At 51.2% G+C, this 20,091-nt stretch carries 18 protein-coding genes, 3 tRNA genes, 1 other RNA gene and 1 pseudogene; 12 read left to right on the top strand and 11 right to left on the bottom strand.

Translation table 11 applies throughout. The features are described from left to right. Positions 1-8 precede the first annotated feature (8 nt). Together KJS40_RS13580 and KJS40_RS13575 are read right to left on the bottom strand one after the other, a co-directional pair. Positions 9-1,397 (bottom strand): MFS transporter, encoded by a 1,389-nt coding sequence (locus tag KJS40_RS13580; protein WP_213538400.1) that lies wholly within the window; start codon positions 1,395-1,397, stop codon positions 9-11. Between the two features lie 58 nt (positions 1,398-1,455). Then, complete coding sequence (locus tag KJS40_RS13575) at positions 1,456-2,229, bottom strand: exodeoxyribonuclease III (protein WP_213538399.1); 774 nt, start codon at positions 2,227-2,229, stop codon at positions 1,456-1,458. A gap of 27 nt (positions 2,230-2,256) precedes the next feature. Here KJS40_RS13575 and pyrE point away from each other — a divergent pair, with 27 nt between their 5' ends. Then, positions 2,257-2,913, top strand: a complete 657-nt coding sequence (pyrE, locus tag KJS40_RS13570; RefSeq protein ID WP_213538398.1) for an orotate phosphoribosyltransferase — start codon at positions 2,257-2,259, stop codon at positions 2,911-2,913. Positions 2,914-3,000: 87 nt separating this feature from the next. On the opposite strand, the gene KJS40_RS13565 is transcribed toward pyrE, so the two are convergent. Then, a complete protein-coding gene (locus tag KJS40_RS13565) occupies positions 3,001-3,474 on the bottom strand; it encodes an LEA type 2 family protein (protein ID WP_213538397.1) in 474 nt (157 codons plus the stop codon). Positions 3,475-3,595: 121 nt separating this feature from the next. Here KJS40_RS13565 and rnpB point away from each other — a divergent pair. Together rnpB and KJS40_RS13555 are read left to right on the top strand one after the other, a co-directional pair. Then, an RNA gene (rnpB, locus tag KJS40_RS13560) (RNase P RNA component class A) lies at positions 3,596-3,898 on the top strand. A 431-nt stretch (positions 3,899-4,329) separates the two neighbouring features. Next, entirely contained in the window at positions 4,330-4,935 is a 606-nt protein-coding gene (locus KJS40_RS13555) for a hypothetical protein (protein ID WP_025040971.1), read from the top strand. A 405-nt stretch (positions 4,936-5,340) separates the two neighbouring features. Here KJS40_RS13555 and KJS40_RS13550 read toward each other — a convergent pair whose 3' ends face one another. The 6 genes from KJS40_RS13550 to KJS40_RS13525 all read right to left on the bottom strand — a co-directional run bounded on the left by KJS40_RS13550 (position 5,341) and on the right by KJS40_RS13525 (position 11,692). Next, complete coding sequence (locus tag KJS40_RS13550; RefSeq protein WP_213538396.1) at positions 5,341-6,528, bottom strand: aminotransferase class I/II-fold pyridoxal phosphate-dependent enzyme; 1,188 nt, start codon at positions 6,526-6,528, stop codon at positions 5,341-5,343. After that, the gene (locus KJS40_RS13545) at positions 6,525-6,779 is read right to left on the bottom strand and encodes an acyl carrier protein (protein WP_025040969.1); all 255 of its coding nucleotides are present in this window, start codon (positions 6,777-6,779) and stop codon (positions 6,525-6,527) included. Before KJS40_RS13545 ends, KJS40_RS13550 begins: the two co-directional genes overlap by 4 nt. 35 nt (positions 6,780-6,814) lie before the next feature. Beyond that, complete coding sequence (locus KJS40_RS13540) at positions 6,815-7,729, bottom strand: NAD(P)-dependent oxidoreductase (protein ID WP_213538395.1); 915 nt, start codon at positions 7,727-7,729, stop codon at positions 6,815-6,817. Positions 7,730-7,736: 7 nt separating this feature from the next. Further along, positions 7,737-9,563, bottom strand: coding sequence for a fatty acyl-AMP ligase (locus KJS40_RS13535; protein ID WP_213538394.1), 1,827 nt, complete (start codon positions 9,561-9,563; stop codon positions 7,737-7,739). A 634-nt stretch (positions 9,564-10,197) separates the two neighbouring features. Further along, positions 10,198-10,542: an STAS/SEC14 domain-containing protein gene (locus tag KJS40_RS13530; protein ID WP_025040966.1), complete on the bottom strand. Its 345-nt coding sequence runs from the start codon at positions 10,540-10,542 to the stop codon at positions 10,198-10,200. A 49-nt stretch (positions 10,543-10,591) separates the two neighbouring features. Beyond that, positions 10,592-11,692: an aromatic ring-hydroxylating dioxygenase subunit alpha gene (locus tag KJS40_RS13525; RefSeq protein WP_213538393.1), complete on the bottom strand. Its 1,101-nt coding sequence runs from the start codon at positions 11,690-11,692 to the stop codon at positions 10,592-10,594. A gap of 236 nt (positions 11,693-11,928) precedes the next feature. Here KJS40_RS13525 and KJS40_RS13520 point away from each other — a divergent pair, with 236 nt between their 5' ends. The 8 genes from KJS40_RS13520 to KJS40_RS13485 all read left to right on the top strand — a co-directional run bounded on the left by KJS40_RS13520 (position 11,929) and on the right by KJS40_RS13485 (position 17,241). Further along, a complete protein-coding gene (locus KJS40_RS13520) occupies positions 11,929-12,183 on the top strand; it encodes an exodeoxyribonuclease VII small subunit (RefSeq protein WP_025040964.1) in 255 nt (84 codons plus the stop codon). Beyond that, the gene (locus KJS40_RS13515) at positions 12,173-13,066 is read left to right on the top strand and encodes a polyprenyl synthetase family protein (protein WP_213538392.1); all 894 of its coding nucleotides are present in this window, start codon (positions 12,173-12,175) and stop codon (positions 13,064-13,066) included. Before KJS40_RS13520 ends, KJS40_RS13515 begins: the two co-directional genes overlap by 11 nt. 45 nt (positions 13,067-13,111) lie before the next feature. Then, on the top strand, positions 13,112-14,956 hold the full coding sequence (gene dxs, locus KJS40_RS13510) for a 1-deoxy-D-xylulose-5-phosphate synthase (protein ID WP_213538391.1): 1,845 nt from the start codon (positions 13,112-13,114) through the stop codon (positions 14,954-14,956). 63 nt (positions 14,957-15,019) lie between these two features. Next, positions 15,020-15,820 (top strand): GTP cyclohydrolase FolE2, encoded by an 801-nt coding sequence (gene folE2 / locus KJS40_RS13505; RefSeq protein WP_213538390.1) that lies wholly within the window; start codon positions 15,020-15,022, stop codon positions 15,818-15,820. A gap of 145 nt (positions 15,821-15,965) precedes the next feature. Continuing rightward, positions 15,966-16,042: transfer RNA gene (locus tag KJS40_RS13500), tRNA-Pro, on the top strand. A gap of 36 nt (positions 16,043-16,078) precedes the next feature. Continuing rightward, positions 16,079-16,155, top strand: a tRNA-Arg gene (locus KJS40_RS13495). A 59-nt stretch (positions 16,156-16,214) separates the two neighbouring features. Beyond that, positions 16,215-16,289: transfer RNA gene (locus tag KJS40_RS13490), tRNA-His, on the top strand. A gap of 238 nt (positions 16,290-16,527) precedes the next feature. Continuing rightward, positions 16,528-17,241, top strand: a complete 714-nt coding sequence (locus tag KJS40_RS13485) for a hypothetical protein (protein WP_213538389.1) — start codon at positions 16,528-16,530, stop codon at positions 17,239-17,241. 61 nt (positions 17,242-17,302) lie between these two features. Here KJS40_RS13485 and KJS40_RS13480 read toward each other — a convergent pair whose 3' ends face one another. Next, positions 17,303-18,073: a tyrosine-type recombinase/integrase gene (locus KJS40_RS13480; RefSeq protein ID WP_213538388.1), complete on the bottom strand. Its 771-nt coding sequence runs from the start codon at positions 18,071-18,073 to the stop codon at positions 17,303-17,305. A 51-nt stretch (positions 18,074-18,124) separates the two neighbouring features. Here KJS40_RS13480 and KJS40_RS13475 point away from each other — a divergent pair. Further along, positions 18,125-19,175, top strand: a pseudogene (locus KJS40_RS13475) (IS3 family transposase); the annotation flags it as partial. A 373-nt stretch (positions 19,176-19,548) separates the two neighbouring features. Here KJS40_RS13475 and KJS40_RS13470 read toward each other — a convergent pair. Beyond that, positions 19,549-20,091 carry a hypothetical protein gene (locus tag KJS40_RS13470; protein ID WP_213538387.1) on the bottom strand — a complete coding sequence of 181 codons (543 nt, stop codon included), beginning with the start codon at positions 20,089-20,091 and terminating at the stop codon, positions 19,549-19,551.

Below are 20,091 nucleotides of genomic sequence, written 5' to 3'. Positions count from 1 at the left end.
AAATTTCCTTAGTTGCGATGCATTTCGGAATCCGCAGTGTCAAATTTCGCCCGCCCGGCCAGCCACACTAGAACCAGCACAGGAAGACCCAGTAACGCTGTGCCGGTAAAGAAACTGGCGTAACCGTAAGCATCGACAAAGTCGCCGCTGAACCCCGCGATAAATTTTGGCATCAACAGCATCACCGAGCTGAACAGGGCGTATTGCGTGGCGGAATAGGCGGAGTTGGTCAGGCCGGAAAGGTAGGCGATAAAAGCGGAAGAGGCAATGCCGGCTGAAAGATTATCGGCGGAAATGGTGAATATGAGCCCGGTGACGTCGTGCCCGCGCCCTGTGAGCCAGACAAACAGAAGATTAGTCGCCGCCGACAATACCGCTCCGAGAAAAAGCGTGCGCATAATGCCGATTTTCGCTATGAATACACCGCCGATGGCCGCGCCGGCGATCGTCATGACTACGCCATAAACCTTGGAGACCGTTGCCACTTCATCCTTGGAATATCCCATGTCGACATAGAACGGGTTGCTCATCACGCCCATCACTACATCCGAGATGCGGTAGACCGCGATTAAAGCCAGAATCAGCAATGCCTGTCCGCCATGACGCACAATAAAGTCCCGGAAGGGCGCGACCATTGCCCCATATAGCCAGGCCAGCAGTTGCGTAAGCCGTACGCTCAGATTCCAGTGCGCAATAGCAGCCTTGGCGCGATCTTCATTCTCCGAGATGAGACGGTTAACGGGGACGTCGGGCTCCCGTATCATGAGCGTGGTAATAATCCCGACCACCATGAAGGCCGCCATCGCCAGGTAGGCAGTTCGCCAGGGAGCATACTCATAGGTGGCTTCCGAAGGATCTACCGCCGCTGCTATCCATAAGGCGCCTGCGGAAGCCAGAATCATTGCCATGCGATAACCTGCTTGATAGGTGGCGGCCATGGCGCCTTGAAGCCTCAGCGATACCGCTTCGATTCGATAGGCGTCCAGTGCAATATCCTGCGTTGCAGAAGCGAAGGCGACGGCCAAGGCGAAAAAGACCGTATGCGTCAAATTTTCGAGCGGATCGGTGCTTGCTATGCCGATCAGCGCGACGACAATAGAGATTTGCGATAGCAAAAGCCATGCGCGCCGTCGCCCCAGTAAACGGGTTAATAATGGCAAAGGCAGGCGATCCACCAGGGGAGACCACATCCATTTGAAGCCGTAAGCCAATCCGATCCAGCTCAGGTGGCCAATAGTGGAACGATCGATCCCCGCTTCCCGTAACCAGAATGACAAGGTCCCCAGTACCAGTAACAGCGGCAATCCGGCAGAGAAGCCCAATGACAGCATTCCCAACACGCGTGGGTGGGTGTAAATACGAAAAGCGTGCAGCCAGCCGGACAAGGCAGCGGGCATTAGGCCAAATCCGGCATTCGAGGCAGGGCATCCAATCGATCGATTACCTGATTCGGGATCATAAGCTGTAGTCGTAGTCGATAATAAGCGGTGAATGATCGGAAAACCGTTCCGTCTTATAAATGGAAACAGCCTTGGCCTTGGCGGCAATTCCGGGGGTCGCAATCTGATAATCGATACGCCAGCCCACATTTTTTGCCCATGCCTGCCCTCGATTGGACCACCACGTATATTGCTCAGGCTCCGGATTGATTTGACGGAATACGTCGACAAATCCAAGTTCGTGGAAAACGTCAGTAAGCCAGGTGCGTTCTTCCGGGAGAAAGCCGGAATTTTTCTGATTGGATCGCCAGTTTTTCAGGTCGATCTCCTTATGGGCAATATTCCAGTCGCCGCATAAAATGATCTCCCTGCCGCAATCCGCCAGCTGTTTGAGCATGGGAAAAAATCGCTCCAGAAAGAAGAATTTTGCGGCTTGCCGATGTTCTCCGCTGGAGCCGGAAGGAAAATAGACCGATATCACGCTCACCCGGCCAAAATCAAGGCGCAGATAACGTCCTTCCGCGTCGATCTCCGGGATGCCCAGGCCCGAGACAACGTTATCCGGCTTGCATCGGCTGTACGTGCCTACGCCGCTATATCCTTTTTTTTCAGCGCAATGAAAATGGCCGTGATAGCCATCAGGCGATACTATTTCGCGGGTAATATCAGTGGCCTGTGCTTTCAACTCCTGCATACATACGATGTCTGCTTCCTGCGTCGGCAACCATTGAAAGAACCCCTTGTTTGCCGCGGAGCGTATGCCGTTCAGGTTAACCGTTATAATTCGCATATCCATCTTCTCAGGTTCATCATTGCTATGTCCAATTTCCGTCAGGAATTTATTGAATTTGCCATCAGCCGCCATGTACTTTGCTTCGGCGAATTTAAAACAAAAGCCGGGCGGATGTCGCCCTATTTTTTCAATGCCGGACTGTTTAACGATGGCGACTCTCTGAGAAAGCTGGGCCAATTTTACGCCAAAGCCATTCTTGCTGCCCAGCTTCCGTTTGACATGCTCTTCGGCTCCGCCTACAAAGGCATTCCGTTGGTTAGCGCCATAGCCATCGAGTTGGCGGAGCGCGGATATAACTACCCTTTCTGTTTTAATCGTAAAGAAGTGAAAGACCACGGCGAAGGCGGAAACCTCGTGGGCGCCCCCCTTGTTGGACAGGTACTGATCGTTGACGATGTGATTTCCGCCGGTACGTCAGTACGCGAATCGGTTGGTTATATTCTCGGTTCTGGCGCTGTTCCCGGTGGACTCATCATAGCGCTGGATCGGATGGAGCGCGGCAACGGGACGCTGTCCGCCATGCAGGAGGTGCATCATGAATTTGGTATTAACGGCACAAGCATTGCCAACCTGGACAGTATCATCAGTTATCTGCGGGACAGGAAGGACTTGGTACACAACCTGCGTGCGATGGAAGAATATCGCGCACGGTATGGTGTTAATCAATCGGGCGCTGCATAACTAGGCTTGCAAGGCCGGGTTATGTGGGGATGATGATGCCGGGGTCAGGCAAGTCGGCGCCCGGTTGGGGTAACCGTGCAATCGTATTTACTGCGTTTCCTCTGGCGGCAGGGTTGGCAACGTAATTTCTCCCGTGGAGTTGAAGCTTCTTCCAATAGCGAGCCCCGCTCCGCCTAGCCGACCGTGCAGTTCGTATTCGGTTTTTGTACGATCGCCGGTAGCCAGGTCAAACGCATGACGGATAATTGCGGTCGCGGGCACGGTCACAGGCACCGTAACGACCGTTTCTCCAAAACGGGAGATGGTGCCGCGCTGATCGCTGACGCCGCTTGCGAAGCTCATTCCACGTAAATCGAGATCGAGTGCAATGCCGTCATAATCGATCGGTTTGTCGCTATGGTTCTGGATTCTGAGTTGTACCGCGAAGCGGGCTTCCATGCCCTGTCCCTCCAACGGATCAAGTCCCGCTACAGAGATCCGAAGGGGTTCCTGAGGATGCAATAAAGCGCATCCGGAAAGGATAAGCACCAACGCAGAAATAAGCAGTTTTCTACGGTTCATCCGGGTCATCCGTTTTTCGAATCCAGATCATACCTCGAATATTTCATAAGCTGTGCATTTCCGTAGACCCTTAATTGAGAAGTTTGCTTCCTCTTCGCCGCGTTAGGGTATTATCCCTATCGAAGCTGGCTAGACAGTCGCTGCCTGCTTTTCAGTAATGGAAGGCGGGGGGAGGAAAGTCCGGGCTCCATAGAGCAGGATGCCGGTTAATGGCCGGCCGCCGTGAGGTGCGGAATAGGGCCACAGAGACGAGCGTATTAAGTTACGGTGAAACGCGGTAACCTCCATCCGGAGCAAGACCAAATAGGCAGGCAATGATGCGGCTCGCTGAGCCTGCGGGTAGGTTGCTTGAGCTTGCGGGTAACCGCACGCCTAGAGGAATGACTGTCCACGACAGAACCCGGCTTATCGGCCAGCTTCATTTTCTTTTGTATGAGATCAACGCCGATACAAAACAAAAAAACGGTTCTCACACAAAGCTGAGGTCGCGCGGAAGACGATGCGTGGCTGATATTGACTGATTCGGTTTCGGTGATTGAATTCTCATTCGACTTACTGAATAATTCCACGACATAACCGCCATTTATTCTCGCCACTCTTATATGATGCCGGGGCTCAGCAATATCGCATCAAGCAGCGTATGGTTGAGGTAAGTACGTAACTGGATTGCTTGGATTGTCCCATGCCACAATCGCGGCGGTGCTGGGATAAAACACATTCAAGTCCAGTTAGCTCATCTTTTCGCGAAACGACCGGACGTACGCTATTTCCTATTCCCGGATGGTTTGTTATACAATCTTTTACTATCGTCAGCGCTGTGCGCGATGAATTTGCGAATTCGAAACCGGAGATATTATGAAGAAAATGTTTGAGTGGGCTGCTGGGCTAGCGTGTGCTACGCTCGTAGCACTGGTGGCGCTGCCAGTCCACGCGCAGCTTATGCTTGCTCATGAAGGCCATCATTCGGGAGACTGTGCCATCAAATCGGGTGCTTTTCCCGTTGCCTTCAGTGCCTATGAAAAACCCAAGGGTGCACTTCCGCCCACTCATGCGTATTGCGATCATGTTCCGGAAGTTGGCGAGTTGTATTTCACGGTGGACTTGACGGATCTCGACTCTCGGGAAATACCCATTGCAGTCCGTATGGTTATGGAAGGGCATGGAGAGGGGGGCGGAGAGCATGAGATTATGTCCATACCAGCCAAAGAGTACGCATCTGGAAGCATCACCTTCTCGCTGAACCTGGAGGAGCTCGGCCAGTATGCCTTGCTACTGGAGACAGAGAAGGGCGGGAAGATGACGACAGCAGTACGCATTCCAGTACATGTCGGAGGAGGTGGAGGTCACGATGGCCATAACTCAGGCTTTGGCGCGACAGAGATCGTACTCTTACTGGGCGCAGCCGGCGCCGCGGCTTTCTTTTTCCTGCGCCGTCGGACAACAAGTCCCAAAACTTCCTGACTTAGAGGCATCGGGTAGGCACAAGCTTTACGTTTTCCATCTAGCGGTTGCCCATCATGGGTGACCCTAGCAGTCTGTCGGTTTTAAAGGAAATCGGCTGTAAAAGCGTCTGGGCGGTTCATATTTCGCCGCTTTTTCGGCCAATAGAATAACTATTGACCCTCAAAATTTCAAAATCTGCCCTCACCCAATCACTTTTTCGCTGCGATTCTTCAAGTCCGACAGGCTGCCAGGGACATGGAAGTCCCAAGTTTCTGCTTTTTGATTTATCGCTGATAAGCGATATCCGTCACTTTCATTGTTTATTGGTAGATTCCGGACCGATGTGGGGTTATCAGACTCCGCCATAACAGGACGAAGCTTCCGCAGCTGAGAAGCAGAAAGACCAAGGAACTGCTCAAGAGCCTACTCGAAAATAATTTCGCGCAACTCGGCGAAAGCGTTGCCTACCTGATCCATCTGTTCGCTGGTATGAACTGCGCTAACGCTGCAGCGTACCAATGAGCAGCCGTCAGGTGTGGCCGGCGGTAACACTAAATTTACATAAATACCATGATCAAGCAGGCCCTTCCATAGCATCAGCGCCTGTCGCGGCGCGTCGAGTATGATTGCGATAACGGGGCTTGGCTCCGGGCCAAGCTGATAACCGAGATCATCGAGCCGAGAATAAAGTTGGTGCACATTCTTCCAAAGCTGTTGGCGTAGCTCGATGCCGTCATGCAGCAATTTGAGCGCTGCCCGGGTTGATGCGATAGTAGCCGGCGTAGGTGATGCGGTGAATATATAAGGACGGCTGACATAGCGTAACTGATCAAGTTGCGCATGATTGCTCACGCAGTAGCCTCCAATGCCGCCGAGGCTTTTACTGAATGTACCGGTGATGAAATCGACCTTGTCGATGAGCCCTGTTTCTTCTACCAGACCCTGGCCTGTCTTGCCGAGGACGCCGAGTGAATGTGCCTCGTCCAGAAGAAGCGTGCTGCCGTAAGCATCCTTTAGTTTGACAATATCCGCAAGGGGCGCTCGATCGCCCAGCATGCTGTAAATACCTTCAACAATGATTAACGTGGAGCGTGAGCGGTCTCCCAGACGTCGGAGACGCTTTTCCAGATCCACCATATCGTTGTGCCTGAACCTGATGATTTCAGCGCCGCTTAAACGGCATCCGTCATAGATGCTTGCATGGGAGTCGCCATCAATGAGAACGACATCATCAACGCCAGCCAGGCCGGAGATCGTAGCGAGATTGGCTTGATATCCTGTTGTAAAGACAATACAGGAATGGCAGTCGTAAAAATCGGCAAATTCTCGCTCAAGAGCACGGTGTCCGCTGTAGCTACCATTGGCCATGCGGGAACCGGTAGTGCCCGTGCCCTCGTTATCGATTGCTGAGTGCGCTGCCGCCAGACACTCCGGTGCGAAGGTAAGTCCGAGATAGTTATTCGTGCCCAGGAATAGTATGCGGCGATCGCCAATTCTTGCCTCGGTCGAAGAATAAACCTCTTCTATGGGCGTGCCAAAAACGTCAATTCCCTCGGGTAGCAGGGCTTTTCTCGCCGCAGCAACGGCATCAAGCTTATCTAGCAAACTCATTGTTGTGCAGACTTTATCTGATGGATTAAATTCGCAAGCTCGTGAACAGTCTGCACATCCGCAAGTGCATTGAGCGGAACGGAAATGTCAAACTCATCTTCAATTTCCATAACCAGATTCAGCAATTTGACAGAGTCGATCGCAAGTTGATGAATGAGATCTGTCTGCGGTGTGATTTGCGCGTCGGGTTCACAAAATTGCTTAAGGTGATGGCAAAGTTTCTGCAGAACATCGGTGTAATCGCTCGCCATGGCTGCTCGGTTTGAATTGATTTGTTAGTTAGAAATTATACCGCTTGAGGCAAGGCATCACGCAGTTGGACAGAGGGCCGCCAACCGGGAAGCGCATGAGTTAGAGGCGCTATATCGCAAACCCAGTTGGGGTGCTGTAATTCTCTGACTTTCCCCGGGGTCAGCATTGGGGAATACCGTAGCAACCGCGCCGACCATAAATTAATGGTCGCAACCAACCAAACAAGCGATGCCGGGAAGAAGATACAATGTACGGGCCGCTTCCATACTTCTTGCGCAATTACCGCTACGGATTGACTATTGTAGCCTCCGGGCGTCCCATCATCAAGTTCATAGACGCCTTGCACGGGATTCTTGGTGGAAAGCCAGCAGATAACAGCCGCCACCAAATCATTGACGTGTAGCAAACCAAAACGCATTGCGCTGTGCCCCACCATTGGCAACAGGCCGCGGCGGGTTGCTCTGAAAAGTGGACTCATTTCTTTATCGCCCGGGCCATAGACGGCGGTTGGACGAAAAACTGCATATGGCATCCTTTGCGAGTGGTCACTAACCAGTTGCTCAGCCATGCGCTTGCTGGCTGCATACCAAGAGAGCTCCGGTTGTCTGGCAGCCAAGGAAGATATAAGGAGAAAACGAGGCGGTGAACTCTGTTCTATTGAAGCACGCACGAGGTTGTCCGTACCATCCACATTAGTATGGACGAAGTCCTTGAGAGAGCTACCGCGAACCTGCCCTGCGCAATGTACAACTGCCGAAACACCCGTGACGAGGCTTCGCAGCGCCTGGTAATTATCTAAATCACCTTCAATCCATTGCGTAAATTCATCGTCAGTCCGCGGACGCCGGGTCAAGGCCTTGACCTTCCACCCTTCCTTGATCAGTGACTGTAGCAGAACACGACCAATAAAGCCGGTGGCACCGGTCACGGCCACCCAGGAACCTGACATATGTTGGTTATTTTTCCCCAGACTCAGCAGATAGCTGGTCAGTCAATTGTGTCCGCTGTATGAAACCCTGACGTGCGGCAAAACGTGATAGCTTACCTGAGGAAGTGCGAGGCAAAGTATGCGGCGAAACTAATTCGACCAGGCAATTAACGCCAAATGCCATATATACAAGACGTTGCAACCGACTGGTGAGAGATTGACGATCTGCTATCGAGGTTAGACGGCATTCTATGACCAAAACGATCGTTGTAACATCATTAGTATCGGTTATACCGAAGGCAGACGCCTCCCGGGCTCTCACCTCAGGTTGTTGCTCGGCAAGTTCTTCTATGTCCTGCGCGCGGATATTGCGCCCGTTAACGATAATTACATCTGTACGACGGCCAGTGACATAAAGATCGTCCTCGAACAGGAAACCAAGATCTCCTGTATCCAGCCAGTTTCCGGGCTGCAGCGTTTTTTGGGTGTCTTCCGGATTATTAAAGTAGCCCGTCATGATACTGCTACCTTGCACCAGCACGCTGCCCACTTTTAAATCAGACAATTCCTGACCAGCGTCATCGACGATCTTGACCGTGTGTCCTGGCAAGGGCCGTCCACAATTTACAAATTCGCTATATTTCCTGCCCTCCACCTGTAACCGAACCGCCATTTTTTTATCAATCAAGGTTCCAGCGTCCACCTGAATGCTCTGAAAACCTTTCCCAATTTGAGAGAAAGTTACGGCAAGCGTTGATTCCGCCAGTCCATAACAAGGGAGAAAGGCTCGCGCATCAAAACCCGCAGGTGCAAATTTTTCCGCAAAATACCTTAAAGTATCGGGCCGGATCATCTCCGCACCGACACCCGCTGCTCGCCAACTGCTAAGATCAAGATCTTCCAAATCGGAATCGCGGACTCGCAAGGTACAAAGTTTGAGTCCGAATGGCTGGCTAAACGCCACGGTAGCACGGTTTCGACTAATCAGCCGCAACCATTGCAGAGGTCGAATGGCAAAATCGCGGGTGGCCAGATAGTCGACGGAAACCTGTGCCACCATTGGTGCCATCACCATGCCCACCAACCCCATATCGTGATAAAACGGTAGCCATGATGCGCAGCGGTCGCCAGCGCGTATTTCCAGTCCGTGCCGAACAATTCCCTGTAAATTGCTCATCAGTGCACGTTCGGTAATAATTACCCCACGCGGAGTGCGCGTGCTGCCAGAGGTGAATTGAAGATAAGCGATTTCGTCAGGGGTATTTGTCGGTAGCGCTGTATCGGGAACTGCAAACTTTCCGAGTTGTTCCGGCGTGCCGACCCAGCGTAATCCCTGGGATCCCTCCGCAGCTTCGCTCAGAAAATTAATATAGTCCACATTGGCTATGGCGGCGCTCGCCTGACCCGCATCAAGCATCCCCCGCAGCTGCTGAACATATACAGCATGACTGCCAAGATTGACTGGTACCGGCATCGCAAAAGGAACCAATCCGGCATAGCGGCATGCAAAGAACAATTCTACAAATTCTGGGGTGGTATCGGCAATAATGGCCACGCGATTGCCGCTGGTCAGACCCATGCCCATCAAGCGTTGGGCTGACGTCTGGGCATTTTGCTTTAACGCCTGATACGGAAGGATCGAGCGTAGATTGCCTTTGGCATCATAGAAATTAAATCCCGCGACGCCAGCTGCCGCATATTCCAAGGCAGCAGTCAAGGTTTCAAAATCAGCTAATCGTTGATCTTGAGTGTTGTACGTCGGTGTTGGGGTTATTGCTATCGGCGACTCGTCTAATAACCGAGGATCAAACGCTTGCGTTAGCGGAGCGTTCAACTTCGCTATTGTTGAACTCAAGGTCTTCCCCTCCAAATTAATGGTCTAATCATCTTTTTGTAATGTAAGTAATCCGGTCCGAAATACAGTAGTTCTGATCGCTATCCGTTTACCGCTCGAGCTCGGAATGCTCAGTTTGAATTTGAATCTTTATCAATTAAATACCAGGAGCTCAGGTGCGCTACCAAGATCAGTAACTGACGACATTTCTGTTGACTTCGCTGCCAACACAATACCATCCGTCATATCCATGTAGCTGTGATGCCACCATTTTCAGTCGTGTCAGGCGTCGTTTAAATAAACAGCAAGCCTTCCTTAACACAGCAAGATCGACAGGTTCCATTCTGTACGAGTTGGCGGCCAATATAAAGAGATTTTGGAGAATAGAAGAGAAATGTGTCGTTTTTTTGCAACACTACTTGAACCTGCGTCTTCGGTTGGAACTGGCCACACCTGGCCTCGACCTCTTCAGCGGGCATTCTACATGAATACGACTGCCAAATGAACGAGCGATGTCATGTTCGTCATGCGGGGCTTCAGCCTGTCCACAGGCATGTTCATTACTGCTTATGGAAGGGGATAGGTGGGTAGTGGGAGGAATTCAGGTTTCCTGATCTGATAATCGCAGATAAGTCTGAGCCCGCGCCAGGCCGCTTTAAGCTTCTACCCAAGCTTTGGCATCGGTGTAGTGACCGAATACCCTGATGTCGGCATCAACGAATAGATTGGATACCCAGGCACCCCAAGCCTGCCACTGGTTCTCGGTAATTATTGCAACCCGGTTGAATTCACTGCCGTGTGCGCGGATGAATTTGAGGTCCTCCCATGCGACGTCGACAGTGTAGCCCAGCATGTCGCGCCAATCGAACAGCACATTCACTTTGCTGTCGCGCCTGGATTTGTAGAGTACCTGCTCTTCGAATTGCTTGTAGTCAGCCAAGGTAAACTCACCGAAAACAGCAACGCTGATTAAATTGTCGGCTTCCTGAATGGTAATCATGGGGTAACCTCAAAAAAGCATGCAAAATTAGTCAGTGGCAAATTCGAAATCACTTTATGTGCGGCCCGATTTCGCGTCGCACAAATTCATGGAAATGAACCATGCCATCTTCCATCGGTGACTGATACGGGCCTGTTTCATTGATTCCCTGCTCGTATAGCGCGCGGCGTCCGGCTGTCATCAGTTTGCATATTTCGTTATCTTCAACCGCGGTTTCATGATAGGCGGCCTGTTCCGCTTCAATGAATTCACGTTCGAACAAGACAATGTCTTCCGGATAGTAAAACTCGACGACGTTGGTGCAGCGCTCTGTTCCCGTCGGAATCAGCGTGCTGATAATCAGTACATGCGGGTACCATTCTAGCATGATGTTTGGATAGTAGAGCATCCAGATCGCACCATACTTCGGCATTTTTCCTGAACTCTGGCGCAATAGTTGCTCATGCCATTTAGCGTAGACCGGCGTGCCGGGACGAGTAAACGCATCATTCACACCCACCGTCTGTACGTTGTACCACTCTGAAAATTCCCATTTAAGTTCAGCGGTATCAACGAAGTTGTTCAAGCCCGGATGATATGATTCGACGTGATAGTCTTCCAGGTAAACTTCGATGAAAGTTTTCCAGTTGCAGGCATATTCTTCTACCTGGACCCGTTCCAGCACATGGCCGGAAAAATCGAAATCCTTGAGAAGGCTCAGGGGTGCCAGGTCGCGCGCGATGTTTCTCTTGCCTTCAAATAGCAACCCGTTCCAATTCTGCAGCGGTGTGCTGCCAAGGTTGAGACAGGGATTTTTCGAAAAATGAGGGGCGCCCAGCAGCGTGCCGCTCATATCGTAAGTCCATCGATGTATGGGACAGACAATGTTTCTAGTATTGCCGCGACCCTTCAGCAGCAGAGATTGCCGGTGCCGGCAAACATTGGATAGAAGTTCAATGCCGCCTTTGTTACGCACCAGGAACTTGGCATTACTCATCCATTCCCGCACATAATAGTCGCCCACATTCGGCAGCATGATTTCATGGCCGACATAGCCGGGCCCCTGGTCGAACAAAAGGTGTTTTTCCAGGTCGAGAATGTGGGAGTCAAGGTACCATTCAACCGGTAGTTGAGTCGGTGCCAGTTGGAAAACATCAACGAGATCGGCCATATTTCGTTACTTTTAGATCTTTTGAGGAATAAAAAAGAGAGTTGAAAGATTAAAATTGCTGAATAAACGCACCGGGCAAAGTGGAAAGCGCTTGCTCTCGTTCTGAAACGCTTATAATTGTCACCAAGAGATCGTTTTTGTGGGAAAGTTTCGTGGATTAATTGACCTGACCCTGCTTATTGCGTTATTTTTGTAGCTTGCCCGCAATATACCTAATTTGCGACAATGTGTTTATCATGACAAAGCCCGTTAACTCCGTCAAATTTTCACGGCCCGAAAGTTTCGAAGCCGCTTTGACAGAATTGGAATCTATTGTAATAGAAATGGAAGCAGGACAAATGCCGCTTGAAATATCGCTCGAAGCTCACAAACGTGGTGCGGAGTTGCTACAATACTGCCAATTAAAGCTACAGGATGCGCAACAACAGGTACGTCTTCTTGAGGCCGACACACTGAAAAATTTCTCCCCGTCTGGTATCGATGACCACTGATTTCCAGGATTGGGCGAGGAGCCGCCAGGTACGCATCGAAAATTCCCTGCAGACCTTGCTTCCCGCTGCAAACGTTGCTCCCGAACGTCTGCACGACGCCATGCGCTATACCGTTCTGGGTGGAGGCAAGCGCGTGCGGCCGTTGCTTGCCTTTGCGGCAGGAGAGCTGAACAAGGCGGACGAAGAGCGGGTGACGATTGCCGCGGCCGCAGTGGAACTGATACATGCCTATTCGCTGGTGCATGACGATTTGCCCAGCATGGATAACGACGTGTTGCGGCGGGGTAAGCCTACTTGTCATATCGAGTATGGCGAAGCCATCGCATTGCTGGCGGGCGATAGTTTACAAAGCCTCGCTTTTCAATTGTTGGGCGAGTATTGCTTGGCTGATACCCCGAAAATACAATTGGAAATGGTCAAGCATCTGGCGCAAGCTGCGGGTTCTCGCGGTATGGCAGGAGGGCAGGCCGTTGATCTCGCCAGCGTTGGAAAGACATTAAGTCTGCCGGAGCTGGAGTTTATGCATATTCATAAGACTGGAGCGCTTATTCGGGCTGCTGTAATGCTTGGTGCGGGTTGCGGTAGTAGTTTGAACGAGAGCCAACTGATGAGCCTTGATCATTTCGCGAAGTGTATCGGCTTGGCATTCCAGGTAGTGGACGACGTACTCGATGCAGAAGCGACTACCGCGACGCTGGGTAAAACTGCCGGCAAGGATGCCGAAAATAATAAGCCAACCTACGTGAGTATCCTCGGGAGCGGTCGGGCACGTGAGTTGGCTGAAGAGCTGCGGCGCGATGCATATCAGTCGCTGGATGTTTTTGGCGCAAAGGCGGGACGGTTGCGGCAAGTAACCGACTTCATCATCCAGCGGGAGTTTTGACTCGTATTTTCTTCGGTAAAGAATACTATAATTTTCAAGGTTTAAATGTATCCACTGCTTGATACCATCACTACCCCTTCAAAGTTGCGAAGGCTGGAACGCAAGATGCTGCCGCAACTTGCCGACGAGTTGCGGCAGTTCCTGGTCGAATCCGTTTCTAAAACGGGCGGGCACCTATCTTCCAATCTCGGTACGGTTGAATTGACCATAGCACTGCACTATGTTTTTAACACACCCAATGATCGCCTGGTATGGGATGTGGGCCATCAGACTTATGCTCATAAAATTCTTACCAGTCGTCGTGAGGGCATGAGCAGGCTACGCATGCAGGGCGGTATAGCAGGATTTCCACGGCGTGACGAAAGCGAGTACGACGCCTTCGGTACGGCTCACTCCAGCACCTCCATCAGTGCTGCTTTAGGTATGGCGGTAGCAGCGCAACGCGAGGGCAAAGGCCGATGCGTGGTCGCGGTGATTGGCGACGGCGCCATGAGTGCAGGTATGGCATTCGAAGCCCTGAACAATGCGGGTGCCATGGACACCAATTTATTGGTGATTCTCAATGACAACGACATGTCGATTTCGCGTCCGGTGGGCGCACTCAACAATTATCTCGCAAGGCTCATGTCAGGTCAGTTTTATGCGACGGCACGACGTGCCGGCGAAAAAATGCTGGGTGTCGTTCCACCCGTGCTCGAACTCGCCAAGCGTGCCGAAGAGCATGTAAAAGGCATGGTGACGCCCAGTACGCTATTTGAAGAGTTCGGTTTCAACTATATCGGCCCTATCGATGGTCATGATCTCGACGTACTGGTAGGCACGCTCAACAACATCAAGCATCTTGATGGACCCCAGTTTCTGCATATCGTAACGCGCAAAGGTGCGGGCTATAAGGCGGCGGAGGAAGACCCGATTCTCTATCACGGTGTAACCAAGTTTAATCCGGACGCCGGTATCATTCCCAAAGCCCCAGGCAAGCCCTCTTATACGCAGATTTTTGGAGACTGGCTATGCGACATGGCTGCGCTGGACCAGCGCCTGGTCGGGATTACGCCGGCTATGCGCGAGGGTTCCGGCTTGGTGAGATTCTCTCAGGAATATCCTGATCGTTATTATGATGTCGGTATCGCGGAGCAGCACGCAGTCACTTTTGCCGCGGGCTTGGCCTGTGACGGATTGAAGCCGGTTGTCGCTATTTATTCAACCTTTTTGCAGCGCGCTTACGATCAGTTGATTCACGATGTCGCTATTCAGAATCTGCCGGTCGTATTTGCTATCGATCGGGCCGGATTGGTTGGAGCAGATGGCCCTACGCATGCTGGAAGTTTCGATTTAACCTATTTGCGCTGTATCCCGAACATCACCGTAATGACTCCTGCGGATGAGAATGAATGCCGTCAGATGCTCTATACCGCATTTCAGATGGATACGCCCACAGCGGTGCGATATCCCCGAGGCATGGGAACGGGTATAACGCCGCAAGCGCAGATGCAGATGTTACCGATAGGCCGGGGTGAGATTCGCCGGGAAGGCGTAAAAATCGCGCTGCTGGCTTTCGGCAGCATGCTCAAGCCTTGCCTTGAAGCGGCAGAAGAATTAAATGCTACCGTGGCTAATATGCGTTTTGTCAAACCCCTGGACGACGATCTGGTCGCGTCATTAGCGGCAAACTACGAATTGCTGGTAACGGTTGAAGAAAATACGATCATGGGTGGAGCTGGTAGTGCGGTGATCGAATCTCTGGCAAGCAGGGGTTTTACGGTTCCCGTATTGCAATTAGGTTTGCCCGATGTTTTCATAGACCAGGGTGAGTGCTCTCAAATGCTGGCTGATTGCGGATTGGATAAGGCGACCATCGTCGAGTCCGTCAGAGCAAGACTTTTTGAGTAGTCAACGCAACCGGATGCATATATTTACGCATCCGTGTTCGCTTCCAGGAAAAAATATCCCTTCATGAACGATACGAATTTTCCTATTGCGGACGTGCAGAATGCATTCGATGCCCGGCATATTGCAATCAACAGGGCGGGTATCAGGGCCATCCGTCATCCGATCTCGATAAGAGACAAGGATGGGTCTATCCAGCACACCGTCGCCGTATTCAATATGTATGTGGATCTACCGCATCAATTCAAAGGCGTACACATGTCGCGCTTTGTGGAAATACTTAACAGCCACGACCGGGCGATTTCCGTAGAATCGTTTGAAAGCCTGCTACAGGCCATGGTGGAGAAGCTGGAAACGGAATCTGGCGATATCGAAATGACATTTCCTTATTTCATCAGCAAAATGGCTCCCGTTTCACGCATAAAAAGCCTGCTGGATTATGAAGTGACTTTTACCGGTGAACTAAAAAAAGGAAGCTACCAATTCACCCTGAAAGTCGTTGTACCCGTGACCAGCCTGTGCCCGTGCTCGAAGCAAGTTTCCGATTATGGCGCACATAACCAGCGGTCCCATGTATCAATATCAGTTAGAACCAGGAGCTTCGTATGGATAGAAGATCTGGTACGTATGGCAGAAGACCAGGCGTCTTGTGAACTCTACGGATTATTGAAACGTTCGGATGAGAAGTATGTAACCGAAAAGGCTTACGACAATCCGAAATTCGTCGAGGACGTGGTGCGTGACATAGCGGCGATACTGAATCGGGACGAACGTATAGACGCCTATGTGGTGGAATCTGAAAATTTCGAATCCATCCATAATCACTCTGCATATGCGTTGATCGAGCGGAATAAATGCGAGAGCTGAGGCTTAGTTCAAATCAAGAAGTCGGCAAATTAACCTGTGTGCTGGAATGCGGAAGAAATTCCTGTCAATGCGTGAGATTCGATATACCATTCCTCAACAGTATAAATTGACCTTTTGTAGCCGGAAAGGTATATTATCGCCCTTCCGGGGTGTAGCGTAGCCTGGTAGCGCGCCTGGTTTGGGACCAGGATGTCGGGAGTTCAAATCTCTCCACCCCGACCAATTCATGCTAATCTGAGGCGAAATCCGATTTGAGTGGTGCCCGTAGCTCAACCGGATAGAGCACCAGCCTTCTAAGCTGGGGGTTACAGGTTCGATTCCTGTCGGGCACGCCATAGGCTATTTCTTTAGCCATTGGTGCCTGAGCATCAACATGCGTTATTGTTCTCGGATGGTGGCTGTAGCTCAGTGGTAGAGTCCCGGATTGTGATTCCGGTTGTCGTGGGTTCGATCCCCATCAGCCACCCCAATATTTTCGGTAGGTTATATTATATCGTTGTTCCTTTCCGAAATCCTTGCAGACCTTATCTTAGACAACTGTCTAAGATACCTTGATTCCCTAAAACGCATTTCGCAAGATTAGTAGAGTATCTCGTCCCCCGATAACTTAAAGACAGCAGGGCGTTCACTTGGCACCTTGGATTACGTCAGTTTGATTGTTATGGAAACGCTCGTTTCTCGTGATCACCTTCTCAAGGAGATTAATCTTGTTTTTTAAAGAAGAGTTCATCGATTCATTAAAGGCTGATCCTGTTGCTGGCACAATTCAGATGGTCGATCTCGTGGGGGAGGTAACGTCCGCTTCGCCAGATTGGGACGATAACCAATATGACGTTTTGGTCGAGGCTTATGCTCTGGTTATTGAAATGCTTTATGCGAATATTCTTCCATTAGCGTCCGTTCGAACACCTCCCAGCCTGTCCAGCGGGGGAACAGCCGACTGTGGTCTCATATGGGGATACTTGGTAGATATTCAAAAGGCGTGCCAGATTGAAATGTCGAACCTTAAAGTTTCTTCCTTACGATCACGCTTTCGGACAAAGCTGGGAAGTTGTTTTGTTTATGAATTTTCTCAAGGTGACTTGGATCGTGTGCAACACCTAATTAACGAGCTTCGAGATCAGATATCAAAGACCAAGGTGCTAGAGCAAGAGCACCAACAGAGGCTACTGCACCGCCTAGAAAAGCTCCAGGCGGAAATGCATAAGAAGGTCTCTGATCTTGATCGCTACTGGGGACTCGTTGGGGATGCGGGTGTCATCCTCGCGAAACTCGGCAATGATGCCAAGCCTCTTGTCGATAGGATTAGGGAGATAGTAGACATTGTTTGGCGGACACAGTCTCGCGCAGAAGAACTTCCAAGTGGCACTCGGTTACCTTCCCTAGAAGACAACCGGCACGAAATTGCTGAGGAGGTATAGCTGCTCCCGAGCGAGCGACAGCTTCGGTTGATGCCCACCAGGCGAATTTGCACTATTTAACCTATAGTAACGGAGTCACTTTCCGAAATTTTTTCATCTTGATGTAGTGGTCGGTCGTAGCCGATGAAGTATGGCCGGCCAATGCCTGAGCATCAAGCCCGTGCCTTTTAGCGTCGGTCAGCGCCTTTGCTCGAATGTCATGGAAGGTGAAACGCTCTCCCCCTGACTCAGCCCATTTTACCTGTACGCGGTTCCACATCGCTTTAAACCCCGCATCTGTGTAGGGCTGCCCTCTCCTAGTGCAAAAGAGATATAGCCCGCGTATAGGGCGCGGCAACGCACGTGGGCGAGCAATCACTTCCCTCAGCGTCGGTATCCATTCGAATATTTGCTTCATGCCAGTCTTACCTTGCTTAATATAGATGCCCTCTGCGGTGATTTGCTCAAGCCGCAACGCGAAAATATCGCCTTTGCGGAGTGCAGTCAGATAGGCGAAATCCATGACTGTAGCAATGAAGTCTCCAGCTATATGTTTGACCGCCATAAACTCGGCATCGATAAGATACCTATCGCGCCCTTTCTCAGTGTTTCTGGCGACACCTCGGCACGGATTGGAGTCCACCACACCCCAGCGCATTGCCATGCTGAATATGTGCGATAGCAGAGACTTTTCCCGATTCGCGCGAACGGGGGCTTTTTTACCGCGAACGTCGAGATACTGTGCCACATGCATCGGACGAACATCACATGGCCGCATTCCTCCAAATACCGCAAGCAGCGTCTTTGCCTCAGTAAGATTGTCCTGGTAGGTGCGGGGTATAGTGGACCCCAATTTCCGGACAATAATTTAAGATAGTAGCCTGCGATAGAAAAGGAGCAGGTTGTGAGTGAAAGTAAGCGCAAGAATTTCAGCGGTCAATACAAGGCCAAGGTGGCGCTTGAGGCCATCCGGGGGGTCAAGACGATAAACGAGATTGCCCAGGAGTTTGGAGTGCATCCTACCCAGGTGGGTCTATGGAAGAAGGAGCTGCAAGAACAGGCGGCAGGCATATTTGACGCCAGGCGCGGCCCCAAGCCGGTGGATCAATCCGCTCACCCGGAGCGGCTCTACTCCGAAATCGGGCGGCTCAAGATGGAGCTGGACTGGCTTAAAAAAAAGTCCGGGATATGCCAGTAGAAGCGCGCAAACATTGGATCAGCGCGCGTGATCCCCTGGCGCTGATCGATACCGAATACACGCGCCACCCGTTTTTCGGCAGCCGCAAGATGACGGCGTATCTGCGCGGCATGGGATACCGGATCAACCGCAAGCGAATTTGTCGGCTGATGGGCATATTGGGACTGGCCGGCATGGCGCCGGGACCCAACACCGGTCTCCCGCATCCGCGACACAAGGTTTATCCTTACCTGCTCAGAGGCATGATCGTGACCCGGCCCAATCAGGTGTGGAGCATGGATCTCACCTACATCCGCCTGCCGCGAGGATTTGTGTACCTGGTGGCCGTGATCGACTGGTACTCGCGCAAGGTGCTGGCATGGCGGTTATCGAATACGCTGAATAGCGGGTTCTGTGTGGATTGCCTGGAACAAGCGCTACAGGTCTACGGCACCCCGGAGATATTCAATACCGATCAGGGCTGCCAGTTCACCTCGGAGGCGTTCACGGGTGTGCTCAAGGCGCACGGCATTGCCATCAGCATGAATGGGCGCGGGCGGGCATTGGACAACATCTTCGTGGAACGGCTCTGGCGTAGCGTCAAGTACGAGGACGTGTATCTGAAAGGGTACGCCACCCTGCCGCAATTGCTGCTGGGACTGGCAGAATACTTGTGTTTTACAACACGGAAAGAACGCACCAATCGCTGGACTACCGCACACCGGATGTGGTCTACCGGACCGCAGCCGGTGGCGGAGCAAGTATTGCAGATAAATTCAGTGCGAGAAATAAGCTCGCTCAGGAACAGAATACAGAAGCAAAACCGGGGCAGCGCCGTGCCGCTGCGGGTGAAAGGCTACCCTCTTAAACTTCACCCAATATTGTCTTGACTGAGGGGGCCACTTTATTCAGAACACCGTTTGAGGTGTTCATTGGTAAAAACGGTGCGCTATACCAGGCCACCATTAGATGTTGCATTTCGAATTTGAATCCGCGTTGTGAACTTTAATGACTTCAGGATGATTTCACTTTGCTGTAATCCTTGTAGGTGCGTGGTTTCAGCTTGAATACATCATAAGTTTCATACCATGTTTTAGTATCCTGACCAGCAATTCTCCGGAGGTCGCTCCTTCACCACGTCAAACCCTGTGTCAGCGCGGCAAGGATGCAACAAACTCCTCTAACTCCTTGGCATGTGACGGATTCTTACGGGTCTCTCGATTGTAAGATATAAATGGGTAGTGCAGCCTAAAAAATGTACGGACTTCACTTCCGAAGAATTCATTTATCGTATCGGCATCACATATCTCGCTCCGGGCACATACATGTACTAAACGAAAAAAATCAATAATGGCAAAGACATCACCCTCTATCTGTTCCTCTTTTATGGTCGTTAGGACGAAACTGTTCCACTGTTCTGTCACGCCAGGAATCTTAAGGAGATCATTCATCTCTTCTTCATGATTGCGCCATGTGCTTGCTATTCGTTCCCATTTGTCATAAATCGGCGCCTTCTGGAACCGCTCAACGAACACCAAGCTTTCCTTTATCCGGTCTGCCTTGTTTTTTTCGAGATACTGACAGATAGCAAACCCGCCCCCGAAGAGAAGTGCCAACCAACCCAAAATGGTTCCGACTACTTCAATAAACGCTTTCCAGTCTTCGGCTACCGTTTTCCAGTCTTTAAGTTTCAT

The organism is Nitrosospira sp. NRS527 (genome assembly GCF_018406445.1).
Lineage (GTDB): Bacteria > Pseudomonadota > Gammaproteobacteria > Burkholderiales > Nitrosomonadaceae > Nitrosospira > Nitrosospira briensis.
The sequence above is the reverse complement of the archived record's forward strand: the minus strand, read 5'-3'. Positions and strand labels throughout refer to the sequence as shown.

Bases quoted from the DNA above. Each gene is read 5' to 3' on its own strand.
- KJS40_RS13580 (WP_213538400.1), bottom strand. From the start codon at position 1,397: ATGCCCGCTGCCTTGTCCGGCTGGCTGCACGCTTTTCGTATTTACACC.
- KJS40_RS13575 (WP_213538399.1), bottom strand. From the start codon at position 2,229: ATGCGAATTATAACGGTTAACCTGAACGGCATACGCTCCGCGGCAAAC.
- pyrE (WP_213538398.1), top strand. From the start codon at position 2,257: ATGTCCAATTTCCGTCAGGAATTTATTGAATTTGCCATCAGCCGCCAT.
- KJS40_RS13565 (WP_213538397.1), bottom strand. From the start codon at position 3,474: ATGAACCGTAGAAAACTGCTTATTTCTGCGTTGGTGCTTATCCTTTCC.
- KJS40_RS13555 (WP_025040971.1), top strand. From the start codon at position 4,330: ATGAAGAAAATGTTTGAGTGGGCTGCTGGGCTAGCGTGTGCTACGCTC.
- KJS40_RS13550 (WP_213538396.1), bottom strand. From the start codon at position 6,528: ATGAGTTTGCTAGATAAGCTTGATGCCGTTGCTGCGGCGAGAAAAGCC.
- KJS40_RS13545 (WP_025040969.1), bottom strand. From the start codon at position 6,779: ATGGCGAGCGATTACACCGATGTTCTGCAGAAACTTTGCCATCACCTT.
- KJS40_RS13540 (WP_213538395.1), bottom strand. From the start codon at position 7,729: ATGTCAGGTTCCTGGGTGGCCGTGACCGGTGCCACCGGCTTTATTGGT.
- KJS40_RS13530 (WP_025040966.1), bottom strand. From the start codon at position 10,542: ATGATTACCATTCAGGAAGCCGACAATTTAATCAGCGTTGCTGTTTTC.
- KJS40_RS13525 (WP_213538393.1), bottom strand. From the start codon at position 11,692: ATGGCCGATCTCGTTGATGTTTTCCAACTGGCACCGACTCAACTACCG.
- KJS40_RS13520 (WP_025040964.1), top strand. From the start codon at position 11,929: ATGACAAAGCCCGTTAACTCCGTCAAATTTTCACGGCCCGAAAGTTTC.
- KJS40_RS13515 (WP_213538392.1), top strand. From the start codon at position 12,173: ATGACCACTGATTTCCAGGATTGGGCGAGGAGCCGCCAGGTACGCATC.
- dxs (WP_213538391.1), top strand. From the start codon at position 13,112: ATGTATCCACTGCTTGATACCATCACTACCCCTTCAAAGTTGCGAAGG.
- folE2 (WP_213538390.1), top strand. From the start codon at position 15,020: ATGAACGATACGAATTTTCCTATTGCGGACGTGCAGAATGCATTCGAT.
- KJS40_RS13470 (WP_213538387.1), bottom strand. From the start codon at position 20,091: ATGAAACTTAAAGACTGGAAAACGGTAGCCGAAGACTGGAAAGCGTTT.